A 17,551-nucleotide genomic window follows, 5' to 3' on the forward strand; every position below is an offset into this window, starting at 1 on the left:
TGTCCGGCCTGGGGTTTTTCCCTTGCCGAGCGCGCATGAAGAACAATACCGCACTTCAGGGGGTGCTCGCTTCCACCCCTGGGCAGGGCTTCGGGCGGTCCGCGGTTACGGAGTGTTCGTCGGGGGTGGCGGTTCGTCGCCGAGGAGGTAGCGGGGGCCGGGGCCGTGGGTGGAGGCGGTGTCGGAGGGGTTGTAGAGGGCGCATTTGCGCAGGGAGAGGCAGCCGCAGCCGATACAGCCGGTGAGCTTGCGCTTCAGGCGTTCCAGGTCGGCGATCCGCTGGTCGATGCGGTGGGTCCAGGTGCGGGCGACGGCGTTCCACTGGGTGGGGGCGCGGTCGGCGGGGAGGCGGGAGAGGGCCTCGGCGACCTCGTCGAGGGTGAGGCCGACGTGCTGGGCGGCGCGGACGAAGGCGACGCGGCGGAGGGTGACGCGGGGGTAGCGGCGCTGGCGGCCCGCGGTGCGTTCGGAGTGAATCAGGCCGAGTTCCTCGTAGTAGCGCAGGGCCGAGGTGGGGAGGCCGCTGCGGGCGGCCAGCTCGCCGATGGTGAGGCGGTCGGAGGACGAGGTCATGGACGGTGATGCCAGCGCTTGACTTCAAGTCGACTTGAAGTTGCAGGCTCTCCCTATGACCTCGACCTACACCGCCCTTCCGCGGCTGATGAGCCTGATGACCGGCGACGAGAAGCACGGGCCCGCCGCCACCTCCACGCTCGACGCGCTCTGGGTGCTCTACGACCGCGTGCTGCGTGTCTCGCCGGAGACCGCGGACGACCCCGGGCGGGACCGGTTCCTGCTGTCCAAGGGGCACGGGCCGATGGCGTACTACGCGGTGCTCGCGGCCAAGGGGTTCTTCGCCGACTCGCTGCTGCCGGGGTTCGGCTCGTACGACTCGCCGCTGGGCCACCATCCGGACCGGGTGCTGGTGCCGGGGGCCGAGATCAGCAGTGGTTCGCTCGGGCACGGGCTGCCACTGGGGGTGGGGACGGCGCTGGGGCTGCGGGCGCAGGGGCTCGACGGGAGCGGCGAGGGCGGCGGGCCCGCGGTGTGGGTGCTGATCGGCGACGCCGAGCTGGACGAGGGGAGCAACCACGAGGCGATCGCCTACGCGGGCGCCGCCGGCCTGGAGCGGCTGCACACGCTCGTCGTCGACAACGCCTCCGCCACGTACGCGCGGCCCGGCGGCATCGCCGCCCGGTTCGAGGCCGCGGGCTGGTCCACGGCGACGGTCGACGGGCGGGATCACGACGCGCTGTACGAGGCCTTCACCGCACCGCATCCGGGGCGGCCGCGCGCCGTCGTCGCACGGGTCGAGGCCAAGGGGTCTTGAGTTCCGCGTCTGCTTCGTTCCGCATTCCATATCGAATTTGCATGAAAGGGATCTCTCGTGGACACCATGCGTGAGCGCTTCGCCGCCACCGTCTCCCGTCTCCTCGACGACGCCCCCCGGCTGGCCGTCGTCCTGGCGGAGATCGGCAAGGACGGCTTCGCCGACGCCCGGCGCGCCCACCCCGACCGGGTGATCAACGTCGGCATCCGGGAGCAGCTGCTCGTCGGGGTCGGCGGTGGACTGGCGCTGACCGGGATGCGACCGATCCTGCACACCTTCGCCAGTTTTCTGGTCGAGCGGCCGTTCGAGCAGGTGAAGCTGGACTTCGGGCATCAGGGGGTGGGCGGGGTACTGGTGAGCGCGGCCGGTTCGTACGACTGGCCGGCCGGCGGCCTTACCCATATGGCACCCGGTGACGTCGCCCTGATGGACACGCTCGACGGCTGGACGGTGCACGTCCCCGGCCACCCCGACGAGGCCGAGGCGCTGCTGCGGGACGCGGCCGCGGCCGGGGACGACTCGGTGTACGTACGGCTGTCGGCGCACACCAACGCAGCGCCGCGGGCCACCGCTCCGGGGCGGTTCCTGACCGTGCGGGAGGGGCGCGGCGGGGTGGTGGTCGCGGTCGGGCCGATGCTCGACGGCGTGCTCTCGGCCGTCGAGGGGCTGGACGTGACCGTGCTGTACGCCACGACCGTGCGCCCCTTCGACGGGCGTGCGCTGCGGGCCGCCACCGGCGCGCAGCCGTCCGGTGCGGAGGTCGTGCTCGTGGAGCCGTATCTCGCGGGCACGTCGACGGCGGCCGCGAACGACGCGCTCGCCGACGTTCCGCACCGGGTGCTGGGGCTCGGGATCGCCCGGCGCGAGCTGCGGCGCTACGGGACGATCGAGGAGCATCTGGCAGGCCAGGGGCTGGACCCGGTCTCGCTGCGGGAGCGCGTCACCGGTTTCCTGCGGCCTCACACCGCCTGAGGGATGTGCTTGTCCAGCCAGTCCAGGAGGTCCTGCTGGACCTCCTCGCGGTTGGTCTCGTTGAGGATCTCGTGCCGGGCGCCGTGGTAGCCCTTCCAGCTGAGGTCGCGGGTGCCGCCGTAGCGGAAGTCCTCCAGGAGTTCGTAGACCAGGGTCATCCGCTGGTTGCAGGGGTCCTCGGTGCCCACCGCCAGGTGGACCGGGAGCTCGGCCGGGACGCGGGCCTGGTTGCGCGGGTCGTTGACCTTGCGGACGGCGCGCAGCCAGTCCAGCGAGAGCCCGGTGCTGAAGGGGAAACCGCAGTGGTCGTCGGCCGCGTAGGCGGCGACCTCGGCCTGGTCCCGGGAGAGCCATTCGAAGCCCGTCCCGAACTCGTACGGGTCGTTGAACGAGGCGAAGAGCGTGGGAAGGAAGGTCGACAGCGCGGTGCGGCCGCGTTCCGCGATCTCCCGTTCGATGTCCGCCATCGCGTCCTCGATCTCCGCCCCCGGCAGCGAGCGGAAGGTGCCGGAGAGGATCAGCCCGGCCAGTTCCCCGCCGTACTCCTGGGCACAGTCGCGGGCCAGCATGGAGCCCATGCTGTGGCCGAGCAGGACCAGCGGCACTCCGGGGTGGTCGGCGCGGGCCCGGTCGCCGACGGCCCGCAGGTCCGCGACGATCGCCCGCCAGCCGTCGCCCTCACCATCGATGACCCCGAGGCCGCCGGTGGACTCCGCGGTCGCCCCGTGGCCGCGGTGGTCCGAGGCGACGACCGCGTAGCCGTGCCCGGCCAGGAAGCGGCCGAACCGGTCGTAGCGCCGGGCGTGTTCGGCGGCGCCGTGGGCGATCTGGACGATCGCGCGCACGGGGCCCGCCTCCGGCTGCCAGGTGTACGTCGCGACGCGCACGACGTCCGGGGCGGTCAGGTGATCCGTGCGAGGGGTGATGCCGCCAGCTGGCATGCGTATGCGTCTCCTGGGCCGATGGGATGAGGACGGAATCCCACTCTCCCCTCGCCGAGCCGCCAAGCCAAGGGCGTTGACACGTGTTGCGTGTGTCGCCGGAGGTGTTGCCGGAGGCACGGGCTGGTGGAGGGCTGACGGAGTGTCGATGGAGCACGACGGGGTGTTGACCGGGAGCGCGGGCGGTGTGTAACGATCAGGCGCTTTCCGTACCACCCGCAACTCCTGAGCCGTGCAACTCCCTGTACCAGGAGGATCGTTGGTCACCCACGAAGCATCTGACACGTCACCGGAAAGTTCCGCCCCGGCCGCCCCGGCCGCCCCGGCCACCCCGTCCGCCCTCTCCCGGCGGCGTCTGCTGCAGGCGGCCGCCGCGGGCACCGCCGTCGCCGCCACGGCCGGGCTGCCCACCGAGGCGGTGGCGGAGGCCGCGGCCCGGGCGGAGGCGCGGCGGGTCTCGCTCTCCTTCACCGCGGCCACCAACGGCGCCGCGTCCCTCTCCCCCTCCGGCGACCGGCTGATCGCCGAGGTCCAGAACGTGCTCTGGTCCGTCCCTCGCAAGGGTGGCGACCGCAAAGGCGGCGACGCCGTCGCGCTCACCCCGCCCGATCTGGAGCCCACCCGTCCGGTCCACTCCCCCGACGGGAAGCTGCTGGCCGTGTGCGCGTACCGGGGCGGCGGCTTCCACATCTGGACGCTGCGCCCCGACGGCTCCGGTCTGCGGCAGCGTACGGACGGGCCGTGGGACGACCGCGGTCCGGCCTGGTCGCCCGACGGCACCCGGATCGCCTTCGCCTCCGAGCGCGGCGGCGACCCGGTGGCGGGCAGCCCGTACCGGGTGTGGGTGCTGGACGTGGCGAGCGGCGAGCTGACCCGGCTGACCGGGCTGCACGGCCAGGACGGGCCGCTCCAGGACGGCGCCTGGGAGGACTTCGACCCCACCTGGTCCCCGGACGGCGAGCGCGTGCTGTTCGTCCGCGGCGTGCCCGCCGGGACCGCGCTGGACTCCCGTACGGTGGCCGCCGTAAGGGCCGACGGCACCGGGCCGGTGACCGTCGAGCGCACCGACGCGACCACGGGCGCGCAGGTGATGACGCCGTCCGTGTCGGCGGGCGGCAGGCTCGCCTATCTGCGCACCACCGTCGCACCGGCGGCGTCCTGCACGCTGGTCGTGGACGGCGCTCCGGTCGCGGTCGAGGGCGATGTGCAGCCGGTGCCGCCGCGGTGGGTCTCGCGCGAGGAGCTGCTGCTGACGGTGGGCGGGCGCTTCCGGCTGGTGCGCCCCGACGCCCCGGCGAAGGGCGAGGAGATCCCGTTCGCCGCCACCCTGCCGGTCGACCGGCCCCGGTACGCCGTCAAGCGGTACGACTTCGAGGGCGGCGGGGCGCGCCCGGTGCGCGGGCTGCATCTGCCCGCGCTCTCGCCCGACGGCCGCAAGGTGGCCTTCGCCGCGCTCAACTCCCTCTGGATCGCGAACATCTCGGGCGGCCGCGCCCCGCGCCGGGTCGTACGGGCGGACGCCACCCGGTATCTGCTCGCGCCCTCCTGGACGCGCGACGGACGCGCCCTGGTGTACGCCGACGACCGCGACGGGCTCCTCGCCGTACGCCGCCGGGACCTCGCCTCCGGCAAGGAGACGGTGCTCGCCTCCGGCGGACGCGTACATCCCGCGCTCTCCCCCGACGGCGAACGGCTCGCCAGTATCGACATGTCGGGAAACCTCGTCGTACGGAACCTCGCGGCCGGTACCGAGAAGGTGCTGGCGGCGCCGCTCGGGGCGGGCGGGCTGCCCGGGCGGCCGAGCTGGTCGCCGGACGGCCGGTATGTCGCCCTGTGCGACCGCAACCGGCTGAACCAGAGATTCCGCGAGGGCTACAACCTCATCCGGGTCGTCGACACGAGCAGCGGCACCGCGAAACTGCACGCCGTCGCGGAGCACACCTCGCTGGCCGACCGCTACGACTCCGGGCCCGTCTGGTCCCCGGACGGCCGTCATATGGCGGTCGTCGTCGAGTCCGCCCTGTGGCTGCTGCCGGTCCGGCCGGACGGCAGCCCGGACGGCGCCCCGCGCCGGCTGACCGACGAGGCGGCCGACCATCCGTCCTGGTCTGCGGATTCGGGCAGCATCCTGTATCTGTCGGCGGGCAGGCTGCGCCTGCTGGACGTCGCGAGCGGCGACGCCCGTACGGTACGCGTCCCGCTCGACCACCGGCGGCCGCGACCGGCCGACACCGTAGTGCACGCCGGGAAGTTCTGGGACGGCACGGGCGGCGACGGCACGAGCAACGGGCGCACGGGCGGCGGTGGCACGGTCCGTGAGGACGTCGACATCGTGGTGCGCGGCGGCCGGATCACCGCCGTCGAGGCGCACCGGGGCGGGCGGCCCGCGAAGCGCCGTATCGACGCGTCGGAACGTACCGTCGTGCCCGGGCTGTGGGACGCCCACACCCACCCCTGGCAGTACACGTACGGCGGCCGCCAGACCGCGCTGCAGCTCGCGTACGGCATCACCACCGCCGTCTCGTTCGGCGGCTTCGCGTACGAGCAGGCGCGGCTGCGGGAGGCGGTGGCGGCGGGCGCGCTGGCCGGGCCGCGGCTGCTGGCCACCGGAGAGCTGCTGGACGGGCCGCGGGTCGCGTACAGCATGGGCCGGGCGCACCGTACCCGGGACGGGCTGCGCCGCTCGCTGGACCGCGCCGCGGCCCTCGAGTGGGACTTCGTCAAGACGTACGTCCGCGCGCCCGGCTGGATCATGGAGGAGGCGGCCCGCTTCGCGCACGAGCGGCTCGGGGTGCGCTCCGGCAGCCATCTGTGCACGCCCGGCATACAGCTCGGACAGGACCTGACGACGCATCTCCAGGCCACCCAGCGGCTGGAGTTCGGGCATGCGACGACGGCGGCCGGGCGGACCTTCCAGGACGTGGAGGAGATCTACACGGCGTCCGACTTCCGGCTGATCGCCACCCCGTTCACCGCCCAGCCGCTGGTCGGCGCGGACCCGTCGCTCGCCGAAGACGCGCGGGTCACCCGGCTGATGCCGCCGTGGGACACCGCCCTGGTGCGGCAGCTCGCCGGGGCGCCGCCGACCGGTGCCCAACTGGCGACCCTGCGCACCGAGATCGACATATACCGGCGCATCCTGGCCGGTGGCGGGGTGGTCGCCCTGGGGACGGACCAGCCGCTGGTGCCGGTGGGGCTCCATCTGCATATGGGGCTGCGGGCGCTGCACCGGTTCGGGCTGTCGCCCGCCGAGGCGCTGCGCACGGTGACCGTCCTCCCGGCGCGGGCGTTCGGCGCCGACCGGGATCTGGGCACCCTGGAGGTCGGCAAGCTGGCGGATCTGACGGTCGTGGACGGTGACCCGTTCACCGACTTCGACTCGCTGGTACGGACGGTGTCGGTGCTGCGGGGCGGGGTCCCGTACGAGCAGCGGCAGCTCGTCGAGGCGTTCCCGGCACCCGCCGGTGCCCTGGCGCACGGGCGGTCGGCGGACCACTGGCTGGAGGTGGGGCGGCAGCTGCGGCGCGACGGGTGCTGCGAACTCCACATCTGAACCGCCGCTCGCACCTCATGACGGGCCCGGCCGGGTCAGGCCGAGCAGGTCGCGGGCCGGGCCGGTGGGGTGGGGGCCGGACGGCCAGACGGCGCGCAGATCGCGGCGGAGGGGGATGTCCGGGACCGCGATCTCCACCAGGCGGCGGGCCGCCAGTTCTTCGCGGACGGCCAGACGGCTGAGCACCGCGGGGCCCGCCCCGCTCACCGCCGCCGCCTTGACGGCGGTCGTCGAGGCCAGCTCCAGCAGCGGTGCGGCCAGGCCGCCGTGGGCCGCGAGGGCGGCGTCCAGCACCTGCCGGGTGCCGGAGCCGCGCTCGCGGAGGATGAGCGGCGTGGCGGCCAGTTCGGCGGCGTCCGGCGGGGTGCGGCGGCGGGCCCAGGGGTGGCCGGGGGCGGTGACGACCGTGAGGCGGTCATGGCCGATGACCGCGCCGTCCAGTCCGCTCGGGGTGTCCAGGCCCTCGACGAACCCGATGTCCGCCTCGCCGTCCAGCAGCCGGCCGGCGACGGCCGCCGTGTTCCCGGCCTGGAGCGAGACGGCGGTGTCGGGGCGCAGGGCGCGCAGGGCGATCAGCCAGCCGGGCAGCAGGTACTCGGCGATCGTCATGCTGGCGGCGACCCGCAGCCGGGAGTCGCGGCGGTCGCGCAGCGCGTGAACGCCCGCGTCGAACGCCTCGGCCGCCTCCACCACGCGCCGCGCCCAGTCCGTGACGAGCGCCCCGGGGGCGGTGAGCCGGGAGCCGCGCGGTGAGCGGTCCACGAGCGCGACGCCCAGCCGCCGCTCCATCGCGCGAATCCGGCTGCTCGCGGCGGGCTGGGTGATGCCCAGCTCCCGGGCGGCCCGGCCGAGGCTGCCCAGCCGGGCGACGGCGAGCAGCAGCTCCAGCGCGCCGAGGTCGGGGACGCGGTGGGCAAGGGGGGTGGGCGTCAGGCCGTCGTCGCCGGGGGTGGGGCTCTTCCGGCTCCGCTCGCTCATAAAGCCAGCTTATGCCCTCATAGGAGGAACGGGTCTGGTGGGGGACGCGGCGGCGGGCGAGGGTGCGTTCATGGTCACTGCCGCACCCGCCCCGCCCCTCCCCGCCGACGCCGACCCAGGCGACGCCGACCCCGCCGCCGACCCCGCCGTCCGGGACCGCCCCCGGCCGTCCGTACGCGGCCTCGGCCCGAACTGGTACGCCACGGTGATGGGCACCGCGATCGTCGCCACCGCGGGCGCCGGGCTGCCGGTGGACGTCCCCGGCCTGCCCGGCGTCTGCCGGATGGTGTGGGGGTTGTCGGTGCTGCTGCTCGGTGCCGTACTGGCCGCCCGCGCGGCACACTGGGCGCGCCACCGCGACCGGGCCCGCGCCGACCTCCTCGACCCGGCGGTCGCGCCCTTCCACGGCTGCCTTCCGATGGCACTGTCGGCGGTCGGCGCGGCGACGCTGTCCGTGGGCGCGGAGGTGATCGGCGTACGGGCGGCGGTGGCCGTGGACGCGACCCTGTGGACGGCCGGTACGCTCCTCGCCCTGCTGACGGCGGCCGGTATCCCGGCCCTGATGGTCCTGCGGCACCGGATCGGCCCCCGGGACGCGTCCCCGGTGTGGCTGCTGCCGGTCGTGGCGCCGATGGTGTCGGCGGCGACCGGTCCGGCGCTGGTGCCGCATCTGCCGCCCGGGCAGGGGCGGGAGGCTCTGCTGCTGGGCTGCCTGGCGCTGGCCGGGGTGAGCCTGCTGGGGACGTTCCTGATGCTGCCGCTGATCTTCGACCGGCTGGTCCGCCACGGTCCGCTCCCGGCGGTGCTGACGCCCGCGCTCTTCCTCGTGCTGGGCCCGCTCGGGCAGTCCACGACGGCCGCGGGCGGGCTGGCCGACGCCGCGGCGTACACGGCGGGGGTGCCGGAGGCCGCCGCCCGGTTCGCCTCGGTGGCGTACGGGGTGCCGGTGATGGGGTTCGCGCTGCTGTGGCTGGCGTCGGCGGTGGCGCTGGTGGTGCGGGCGGCGCGGGGCGGGATGCCGTTCGCGATGACCTGGTGGGGGTTCACCTTCCCCGTGGGCACATGTGTCACGGGCGCGGCGGCGCTGTCCCGGCACACCGGCCTGCACGCGCTGGGCTGGCTGGCGGTCGCGCTGTACGGCGCCCTGGTGGCGGCGTGGACGCTGGTAGCGGCGCGCACGGCGCTCGGCTTGGCGCGCGGCACGCTGCTCACGCCGTAAGCGCCGTAAGGGCCGCAAGCGCCGTAAGCCGGGTCAACGCACCGCCGCCGCGGGCCGGAGCGATGGAGGCTCCGGACCGCGGCGGCGGATGGTGCGTGTTACAGCGGCGGGACGGGGATCAGGGGTTGACCGGCGCCATCTTGTCGACGATGCCGGGGTTGGCGTCGATCCACTTCTGGACGCCCTCCGCCTCGTTGCCCTTGCCCGCGTCCTGCACGGCCTGCTCCAGGCTCGCCAGTTCCTTCTCGCTCATGTGCCACTTCTTCAGCCACCCGTTGAACTCGGGGAACTTCTTCGGGAAGGACTTGTTGGCGAGGGTGTGGAGCTGGTTGTTGGCGCCGAACGCCTTCTGCGGGTCCGCGAGCTTGGTGAGCTTGTACTTGCTGTACGCCCAGTGCGGGGTCCACAGAACGACCGCCACCGGTTCCTTCTTGGCGTACGAGCGCTCGAGCTGCGCCAGCATCGCCGGGGAGGAGCCGTCGGAGACCTTGTACTCCTTGTCGAGGCCGTACGCCTTCAGGACCTTGCTCTTGAGGATCTTCATCTCACCGGTGCCCGGTTCGATGCCGACGATCTTGCCCTTGAAGGTGCCGGACTTCCCCTTGAGGTCGGCCAGGGACTTCACGTCCTTGACGTACGAGGGAACCGCGATCTCCAGCGAGGTCTTGTCGTACCACGACCCGACGTCGACGAGATTCTTCTTGTATCTGTCCCAGTACTGTTTCTGCGCGACCGGCAACCAGCCGTCGAACTCGACATCGATTTGGCCGGTGCTCATCCCGGTGAACATCGAGCCGACGTCGTACTGCTTGATCGACGGCTTGTAGCCGCGCTTCTCCAGGACGTTCTTCCACAGGTACGTGGTCGCGATGTCCTCGTCCCACGGGAAGTAGCCGATCTGCGGCGCGGCGCCCGCGTCCTTGCCCTTCTGGTCGGCGCCGCCGGGCACCGGGGCGAGCTTGTTGGCCACGCCCGGGTTGTCCTTCAGCCAGGCGCGCACGCCCTGCTGCTCCTTGCCCTTGCCGGCGTCCTGGATGGCCGCCTCCAGGCTGGTGAGCTGCTTCTCAGTCAGCTTGAAGTGCTTCATCCACTTGGCGATCTGCGGGTTCTTCTTCGCGAAGCCCTTACGCGCGATCGTGTCGATGTGGTCGCCCTTGCCGAAGGCGCCCTTGGGGTCCTGCAGCTTGGTGAGCTTGTACTTGTTGTACGCCCAGTGCGGGGACCACAGGGTGACCGCGATCGGCTCCTTCTTGGCGTACGAGCGGTCCAGCTGGGACAGCATCGCCGCGGTGGAGCCCTTGACCAGGGTGTAGTCCTTGTTCAGGCCGTACTCCGGCATGACCTTGTCCTGCATCAGCTTCATCTCACCGGCGCCGGGCTCAATGCCGATGATCTTGCCCTTGAAGGTGCTGGACTTGGACTTGAGGTCGGACAGGGACTTCACGCCCTTGACGTACGACGGGACGGCGACCTCCAGCGAGGTCTTGTCGTACCAGGAGCCGAGGTTCTCCAGCTTGTCCTTGTACTTCGCCCAGTACGTGGCGTGGGTGGCGGGCAGCCAGGCGTCGGTCTGCAGGTCGATGTTGCCCGCGGCCATACCGGTCCACAGGGCGCCGACGTCGTACGACTGCACCTTGGGCTTGAAGCCGCGCTGCTCCAGCAGTTCCTTCCACAGGAAGGTGGAGGCGACGCCCTCGTCCCAGTTGATGTAGCCGAGGTTGACCGACTGGCCCTTGCCGACGTTGGCGGAGACGGTCGGGCCGGACTCGTTGCCGCCGAACATCTTCATGCCGCCGGCGACCAGGGCCAGGATGACCACGCCGACCATGGCGACCGAGGTCGCGGGCCGCCAGTGGAGCACCCGCGAACCGCTGAGCGCCTTGGCGCGCTCCTTGGCCAGCGCGCGCCGGGCGAGCGGGGAGACCCGCTGGTTGAGCGCGCTGGTCATCCGGTCCAGGTACATGGCCAGGATGACGACGGCGATGCCGCCCTCGAAGCCCATGGCCACGTCGACGGAGCTGATCGCCTGGAAGACCGTGGAACCGAGGCCCTCGGCGCCGACCATACCGGCGATGACCACCATGGACAGCGCCAGCATGATCACCTGGTTGATGCCCGCCATGATGGTGGGCAGCGCGAGCGGTAGCTGGACGCGCAGCAGGGTGCGGCGCGGATGGGTGCCGAAGGCGTCGGCCGCCTCGACCAGCTCCGCGTCGACCTGCCGGATGCCCAGCTCCGTCATGCGGACGCCGGGGGGCATCGAGAAGATGACGGTCGCGACGGCGCCGGGGACCACCCCGAGGCCGAAGAAGAAGATGCCGGGGATCAGGTAGACGAAGGCGGGCATCGTCTGCATGAAGTCCAGCACCGGACGGATCGCCGCGCTCACCGCGCGGTTGCGCGAGGCCCAGATGCCCAGCGGCACCGCGAACACGATGGTGATCACACCGGCGACGAGCACCAGCGCGAGGGTGTTCATCGCCTCGCCCCACAGCTCGATCGAATCGATGAGCGCGAAGCCCGCGAAGGCCAGTACGGCGGGCAGCAGCCCGCGCAGCCACCAGGCGAGCACCGCGAGGATGCCCGCCATCAGCAGCGGCTCGGGGGCGCTGAGCACCGCGTTCACCCCGTCGTACATGCCCTGCACGACGCTGGTGATGAAATCGAAGAGCCAGCTCAGGTTGTCACGGAGCCAATTGACGGCGGAATTGATCCAGTCGCCGAGCGGAATCCTAGGCACCGGAAATCACCTTCTTCGCGGACTCGGGAGCGTCCGGTGATCCGGGTTCCGGCGGGCTCACGCCGTCACCACCGGTGTCCCCGTCGCCGAGGACGGCGAGCAGCCGGGCGCGGGAGACGACGCCGACGAGGGCGCCGTCCCCGTTGGTCACCGCGACCGCGGTGCCGCTGCGCGAGCAGGGGGTGAACAGCTCGACGATCGGGGTTTCGGTGCCGACGGTGGCGGGGGCCGCGTCCAGCACGTCCTGCTCGGTGCGCAGCGGCGTGCCGTCGTCGGTGGTGGTGCCCAGCGCCTCGGCGGGGTCGGACATGATCGCCCCGGCGGTGAGCACCCGGGACCGGTCGACGTCCTGGGTGAACGAGGCGACGTAGTCGTTGGCCGGGGTGACCAGGATGTCCTCGGCGGTGCCGATCTGGACGATCCGGCCGTCGCGCATGACGGCGATGCGGTCGCCGAGCCGCATGGCCTCGTTGAGATCATGGGTGATGAAAACAATGGTCTTCTTGAGCCGCTTCTGCAGCTGGACCAGCTGGTCCTGCATATCGCGGCGGATCAGCGGGTCGAGCGCGCTGAAGGACTCGTCCATCAGCAGCACGTCGGCGTCGGTGGCCAGGGCGCGGGCGAGGCCCACGCGCTGCTGCATACCGCCGGACAGCTCGTCGGGCCAGGACTTCTCCCACCCGGCCAGGCCGACCATCTCCAGGGCCTCGGTGGCGCGCCGATCGCGCTCCGCGGCCGGTATGCCCTGGACCTCCAGGCCGTAGGCCGCGTTCTCCAGCACATTGCGGTGCGGGAAGAGGGCGAAGTGCTGGAAAACCATGCTGATCTTGTGGGAGCGCACCTGGCGCAGATCGCGCGGAGTGAGCGCGGTGAGGTCGTCGTCGTCGAAGAGGACGCGTCCGGCGGTCGGTTCCAGCAGCCCGTTCAGCATGCGCAGCAGCGTGGACTTCCCGGACCCGGACAGACCCATGACAACGAATGTCTGGCCCGCTTCGACCGCGAAGGAGGCGTCGACGACCGCGGCCGTCGTACCCTGCGCACGCAGTTCGTCGCGGTCCGCACCGCCCTCGAGGTCGGCTACCGCCTCATCGGGTCTTCTGCCGAACACCTTGTAGAGGTGTTCGACTCGCAGTTTGGACACATATACCTCTCAGATCGCACCAAAAAACGACCCGCCACCCCCGCCGGCAGGTCGTGGAACAGCACGGCACCGGTCCGCATGCCCCACGCAATAGTTGAATTGCGCAAGGGCTTCGCTCCGGCTGCGCGCCTGCCCCGCTCCTTGTGGCGTAAACCATACGGTGACCCAGCTCACAATCCCAGCCCGGCGGTGTCAGTGGAGTGCGGCATCATCGAGTTGTGACCCGACGCCTGATGCTTCTTGATACCGCTTCTCTGTACTTCCGCGCCTATTTCGGGGTGCCCGATTCGGTCAGGGCCCCCGACGGCACCCCGGTCAACGCCGTGCGCGGGCTGCTCGACTTCATCGCCCGGCTCGTCCAGGACCACCGGCCGGACGACCTGGTGGCCTGTATGGACTTCGACTGGCGGCCCGCCTGGCGGGTCGAGCTGATCCCCACGTACAAGGCGCACCGGGTCGCCGAGGAGGCTCCCCAGGGGGCCGGGGTCGACCAGGAGGAGGTCCCGGACACCCTCTCCCCGCAGGTCCCGGTGATCGACGCGGTGCTGGACGCGGTGGGGATCGCCCGGGTGGGCTCCGCGGGCTACGAGGCGGACGATGTGATCGGCACGCTCGCCGGGCGCGCGACCGGGCCCGTCGATATCGTCACCGGCGACCGCGACCTCTTCCAGCTGGTCAGCGACGAGCGCCGGGCGCGGGTGCTCTACCCGGTCAAGGGCGTCGGCACGCTACAGCTGGTGGACGAGGCCGCACTGCGCGAGAAGTACGGGGTGGACGGCGCGGGGTACGCGGATCTGGCGCTGCTGCGCGGCGACCCGAGCGACGGCCTGCCGGGGGTCCGCGGAGTCGGCGAGAAGACGGCCGCCAAGCTGCTGGCCGCCCATGGCGACCTGGCCGGGATCATGGCCGCGGTCGACGACCCCGGCTCGGCGCTGACCCCCGCGCAGCGCAAGCGGCTGGACGAGGCGCGGCCGTATCTCGCGGTCGCCCCGAAGGTCGTCAAGGTCGCCTCGGACGTCGCGCTGCCCCCGTTCGACGCCGCCGTGCCGCGGGCGCCGCGCGACCCTCGCGCGGTGGACGCGCTCGCGGAGCGCTGGGGACTAGGGGGATCGTTGCGTCGGTTGCTCTCCACCCTTGAGGAATAAGGTGTTAGGTTAGCTTAACCTAACCATTGCCGATCAAGGAGGCCGCCATGGCGGACCGTCCGGCCCGTAAACGTCCGCGGCCCCATCGGGCGCAGGTGGTACGCACCGACCGGCTCACCCCCCACATGGTGCGGGTGGTGCTCGGTGGCGGCGGTCTCGCCGATTTCAGCGCCGGTGAATGGACGGACCACTACGTCAAGCTGCTGTTCCCCGCCGAGGGTGTGACCTATCCCGAGCCGCTGGACCTGGAGCGTATCCGCGAGGAGTACCCGCGCGAGCAGTGGCCGGTCACCCGCACCTACACGGTGCGGGGCTGGGACCCGGCGGCCCGCGAGCTGACCATCGACTTCGTGGTCCACGGCGACGAGGGCCTGGCCGGGCCGTGGGCGGCGCGGGTGCGGCCCGGCGAGGAGATCTACTTCCAGGGACCCGGCGGCGCCTACGCCCCGCGCGAGGACGCCGACTGGCATCTGCTCGCCGGTGACGAGAGCGCGCTGCCCGCGATCGCCACCGCGCTGGAGCGGCTGGCCCACCGGCCGCGGAGCGCGAGCGGATCGCCGGTGTACGCCTTCATCGAGGTCGAGGGCCCGGCGGAGGAGCACAAACTGTCCGTGCCGGACGGGGCCGAGGTGGTGTGGCTGCACCGGGGCACCGCACCGGTCGGCGAGGCGCTGGTGGCGGCCGTCCGCGGGCTGGACTGCCCGGCCGGTCAGGTGCACGCGTTCGTACACGGCGAGGCGGGCTTCGTGAAGGAGATCCGCCGCCATCTGCGGATGGAGCGTGAGGTGCCGCGCGAGTGGCTGTCCATCTCCGGCTACTGGCGGCGCGGCCACAACGAGGACGGCTGGCAGGCCTCGAAGCGGGAGTGGAACCAGCAGGTGGAGGCCGAGCAGGAGGCACCGCGTCCCGAGGAGGCCGCGGCGTAGGGCACCGCGCGCGACGCCACGACGCGACGACGGGCGGGTGGACGGCTGAGGCCGGTCCACCCGCCCGTCTTCTTTTCGAGGACTCTCCGCTTTTCGAGGGGCGCACGACGGCGGAGAAGACCCACTAAGAGGAGTTAACCCTACTTACACATGAATCCCTGGTCGCTCCAGTTCCACCTTCCGGCTCCTTCACCCGATGGGTTAAATCGGAAGCAGCGAGATTGACGGCGCCCCTTCGATGACGGCGCCGAGTCGCTTCATTCCGAAGACCCGCCCCCAGGCGCCGGCCCCGAGGCCACGGGTCTTTCATCCGCCCTTCCCGCCCACCGGGGCGCCCTCCGCGGTCGCGGAGCGCGTCAGCCATCGGCCTGCTCTCCGCGCCCTCCCGGCGAAGCGGCACGATCGGCGGCACTCTCGAAGGAGAAGGATCATGGCAACCATCACTTCGCTGGTGGACACGACGACCACCACCAACCAAGGCAAACCCGGGGACACCGTCCAGATCAACGGCACCGCGTTGGCCACCACCAGCCGCGTGAACTTCGGGTCGACGACGGTCACTCCGACGGGCGTCACCGCCACCCAGGTCACCTTCGTCGTGCCCAGCACGGCACCGTGCTCGGGCCAGGTCGCCGTCAGCGTGAGCAGCAACACCGGCGCCACCAGCAACGCGCTGCCGTTCTTCGTCATCGCCACGCCGACGACCACCGGGATGAGCGTCACCTGTCTGCCCGCCGCCACGGGCGGCGCGGCGACGCTGTTCGGCACCAACTTCCTGACCGGGACGCAGGTCGGGGTGGGCACCGTCGGCAACGTGGCGGTCACCCCCACCCAGAACAGCCAGGTCACCTTCACCGCACCGGCCAACCCGGGGCAGGTCGGTGCGGTGTCGACCCAGGCGGTGACCATCACCACCGCGGGCGGCACCAGTTCCTCGGGCACCACCCTGGTCGACTACTACCTCGCCCCGGCCATCACCTCCGTGGCACCCACCTCGGGCACGGCGGGCGACAGCGTCGTCATCAACGGGACGTCCTTCATCGGCGTCGACACCATCACCTTCACCGACAGCGCCGCCGCCACCGCCCTCGCAGACTTCACCCCCATCGGCAACACCCAACTCGTCGCCACCGTGCCCGGCGGACTCGCCACCGGCGCCGGGACCATCACCGTCCACACCTGCGGCGGGAACTCCAACAACCAGGCCTTCACGATCACCTGACGGCCCGGGACGACCGAGCGCCTCAGCGTCACCGCACCGTCTCGCGCCCTGGCCGACAGCTGCCGGCCAGGGCGCTGCCGTCGAGGTACGAGAAGGAGAACAGCGTCATGGCCCCCATCGTGACCAGCGTCAGCCCCGCCCAAGGTGCCCCGGCGGGCGGGACCCCCGTCACCCTCACCGGCTCCGGCTTCACCGGCGCCACCGCGGTCAGGTTCGGCTCCGGCCTGGCCACGAACCTGGTCGTCGTGAACAGCACGCAGATCACGGCCAGGACGCCCGCGGGGACCGGCACGGTCAAGGTCACGGTCACCGGGCCGTCGGGGACCAGCACCCAGAACGTGTTCTTCACCTACACCACGGTCGCGGCCCCCGTACTCACCACGATCGGCCCGGCCTCGGGTCCCCCCTCCGGCGGCAACACCGTCACCCTGAACGGCACCAACCTCGGCGGCGCCACCCAGGTGCTCTTCGGCCCCAACCCCGCTACCATCCTCACCAATACCCCCACCCAGATCACCGTCACCGCCCCGGCGGGCGCGGGCACCGTGGGCGTCGTCGTCACCACCCCCGGCGGCACCAGCAACGCGCTCGCCTACACCTATGCCGTCGCCCCCGCGCCGTCCCTCAGCAGCCTCAGCCCGGTCTCGGGGCCGACCTCGGGCGGCAACACCGTCACCATCAACGGAACCAACCTCTCCGGGGCGACCTCGGTCATGTTCGGGATCAACGCGGCGGCCATCCTCACCAACACCGCCACCCAGATCACCGTCACCGCGCCCGCCGGACCGGCCTCCGCGGTCAGCGTCAGCGTCACCACGCCCGGCGGCACCAGCAATCCGCTGCCGTACTTCTACATCACCGCGCCGACCGTCACCGAGCTGTCCACCCACCTCGGCCCGGCCACCGGCGGCAACACCGTCACCGTCTTCGGCAGCGGTCTGACCCTCACCAGCGCCGTCGACTTCGGGGGAAACCCGGCCACCTCCATCAATGTGATCTCCGACAGCCAGCTGACCGTCACCGCCCCCGCCGGGTCCGGCACGGTCCAGGTCACCGTCACCACGCCCGGCGGCACCAGCTCGACGGGGACCGGGAACCCCCACTACACGTATCTCGGCGCCCCGGTCCTCACCAGCCTCAACCCGCCGAACGGCTCGGATGCCGGGGGCGACTCGGTCGTCCTCGTCGGCAGCAACCTCACCTACACCGACTCGGTGACCTTTGGCGGTGTCCCGGCCTCGTTCGCCGCGATCTCGGACACCCAGGTCGTCGCCACCACCCCGGGCGGGCCGCCCGGGGTGGTGAACGTCGTGGCACACACCCCGGCCGGAAACAGCAACGCGCTGCCGTTCACCTACGACCCGTCGTGATCCGACTCCTCGTG

The 17,551-nt window shown here is 72.1% G+C and carries 13 protein-coding genes; 8 read left to right on the forward strand and 5 right to left on the reverse strand.

Annotated features, from left to right (window positions below; genetic code table 11):
• Positions 1-105: 105 nt before the first annotated feature.
• Positions 106-573, reverse strand: coding sequence for a redox-sensitive transcriptional activator SoxR (gene soxR / locus ABZ370_RS35355; protein WP_358629621.1), 468 nt, complete (start codon positions 571-573; stop codon positions 106-108).
• A gap of 55 nt (positions 574-628) precedes the next feature.
• Here soxR and ABZ370_RS35360 point away from each other — a divergent pair, with 55 nt between their 5' ends.
• On the forward strand, positions 629-1,330 hold the full coding sequence (locus ABZ370_RS35360; RefSeq protein WP_358629624.1) for a transketolase: 702 nt from the start codon (positions 629-631) through the stop codon (positions 1,328-1,330).
• A 57-nt stretch (positions 1,331-1,387) separates the two neighbouring features.
• The gene (locus tag ABZ370_RS35365; RefSeq protein WP_358629627.1) at positions 1,388-2,302 is read left to right on the forward strand and encodes a transketolase; all 915 of its coding nucleotides are present in this window, start codon (positions 1,388-1,390) and stop codon (positions 2,300-2,302) included.
• Here the strand turns inward: ABZ370_RS35365 and ABZ370_RS35370 are convergent.
• Positions 2,290-3,243 (reverse strand): alpha/beta hydrolase, encoded by a 954-nt coding sequence (locus tag ABZ370_RS35370; RefSeq protein WP_358629630.1) that lies wholly within the window; start codon positions 3,241-3,243, stop codon positions 2,290-2,292. The genes ABZ370_RS35365 and ABZ370_RS35370 overlap by 13 nt on opposite strands.
• Positions 3,244-3,598: 355 nt before the next feature.
• Between ABZ370_RS35370 and ABZ370_RS35375 the strand changes: the two genes are divergently transcribed.
• Complete coding sequence (locus ABZ370_RS35375; protein ID WP_358629764.1) at positions 3,599-6,796, forward strand: amidohydrolase family protein; 3,198 nt, start codon at positions 3,599-3,601, stop codon at positions 6,794-6,796.
• A gap of 15 nt (positions 6,797-6,811) precedes the next feature.
• Here the strand turns inward: ABZ370_RS35375 and ABZ370_RS35380 are convergent, their stop codons facing one another.
• Complete coding sequence (locus tag ABZ370_RS35380) at positions 6,812-7,774, reverse strand: LysR family transcriptional regulator (RefSeq protein ID WP_358629633.1); 963 nt, start codon at positions 7,772-7,774, stop codon at positions 6,812-6,814.
• 37 nt (positions 7,775-7,811) lie between these two features.
• Here ABZ370_RS35380 and ABZ370_RS35385 point away from each other — a divergent pair, with 37 nt between their 5' ends.
• Positions 7,812-8,993 (forward strand): TDT family transporter, encoded by a 1,182-nt coding sequence (locus tag ABZ370_RS35385; protein ID WP_358629636.1) that lies wholly within the window; start codon positions 7,812-7,814, stop codon positions 8,991-8,993.
• A 118-nt stretch (positions 8,994-9,111) separates the two neighbouring features.
• Here ABZ370_RS35385 and ABZ370_RS35390 read toward each other — a convergent pair whose 3' ends face one another.
• Positions 9,112-11,733 carry an ABC transporter permease/substrate binding protein gene (locus ABZ370_RS35390; protein WP_358629639.1) on the reverse strand — a complete coding sequence of 874 codons (2,622 nt, stop codon included), beginning with the start codon at positions 11,731-11,733 and terminating at the stop codon, positions 9,112-9,114.
• Positions 11,726-12,874 carry a glycine betaine/L-proline ABC transporter ATP-binding protein gene (locus ABZ370_RS35395; RefSeq protein WP_358629642.1) on the reverse strand — a complete coding sequence of 383 codons (1,149 nt, stop codon included), beginning with the start codon at positions 12,872-12,874 and terminating at the stop codon, positions 11,726-11,728. Before ABZ370_RS35395 ends, ABZ370_RS35390 begins: the two co-directional genes overlap by 8 nt.
• A gap of 218 nt (positions 12,875-13,092) precedes the next feature.
• Here ABZ370_RS35395 and ABZ370_RS35400 point away from each other — a divergent pair, with 218 nt between their 5' ends.
• From ABZ370_RS35400 to ABZ370_RS35415, 4 genes are all read left to right on the forward strand, one after another.
• Positions 13,093-14,019, forward strand: a complete 927-nt coding sequence (locus tag ABZ370_RS35400; RefSeq protein WP_358629645.1) for a 5'-3' exonuclease — start codon at positions 13,093-13,095, stop codon at positions 14,017-14,019.
• 47 nt (positions 14,020-14,066) lie between these two features.
• Complete coding sequence (locus ABZ370_RS35405; RefSeq protein WP_358629648.1) at positions 14,067-14,945, forward strand: siderophore-interacting protein; 879 nt, start codon at positions 14,067-14,069, stop codon at positions 14,943-14,945.
• Positions 14,946-15,375: 430 nt separating this feature from the next.
• A complete protein-coding gene (locus tag ABZ370_RS35410; protein ID WP_358629651.1) occupies positions 15,376-16,167 on the forward strand; it encodes an IPT/TIG domain-containing protein in 792 nt (263 codons plus the stop codon).
• A gap of 107 nt (positions 16,168-16,274) precedes the next feature.
• The gene (locus tag ABZ370_RS35415) at positions 16,275-17,537 is read left to right on the forward strand and encodes an IPT/TIG domain-containing protein (RefSeq protein ID WP_358629654.1); all 1,263 of its coding nucleotides are present in this window, start codon (positions 16,275-16,277) and stop codon (positions 17,535-17,537) included.
• Positions 17,538-17,551 lie beyond the last annotated feature (14 nt).

Origin of the sequence: Streptomyces sp. NPDC005962, assembly GCF_040629205.1 — a bacterium.
GTDB lineage: Bacteria > Actinomycetota > Actinomycetes > Streptomycetales > Streptomycetaceae > Streptomyces.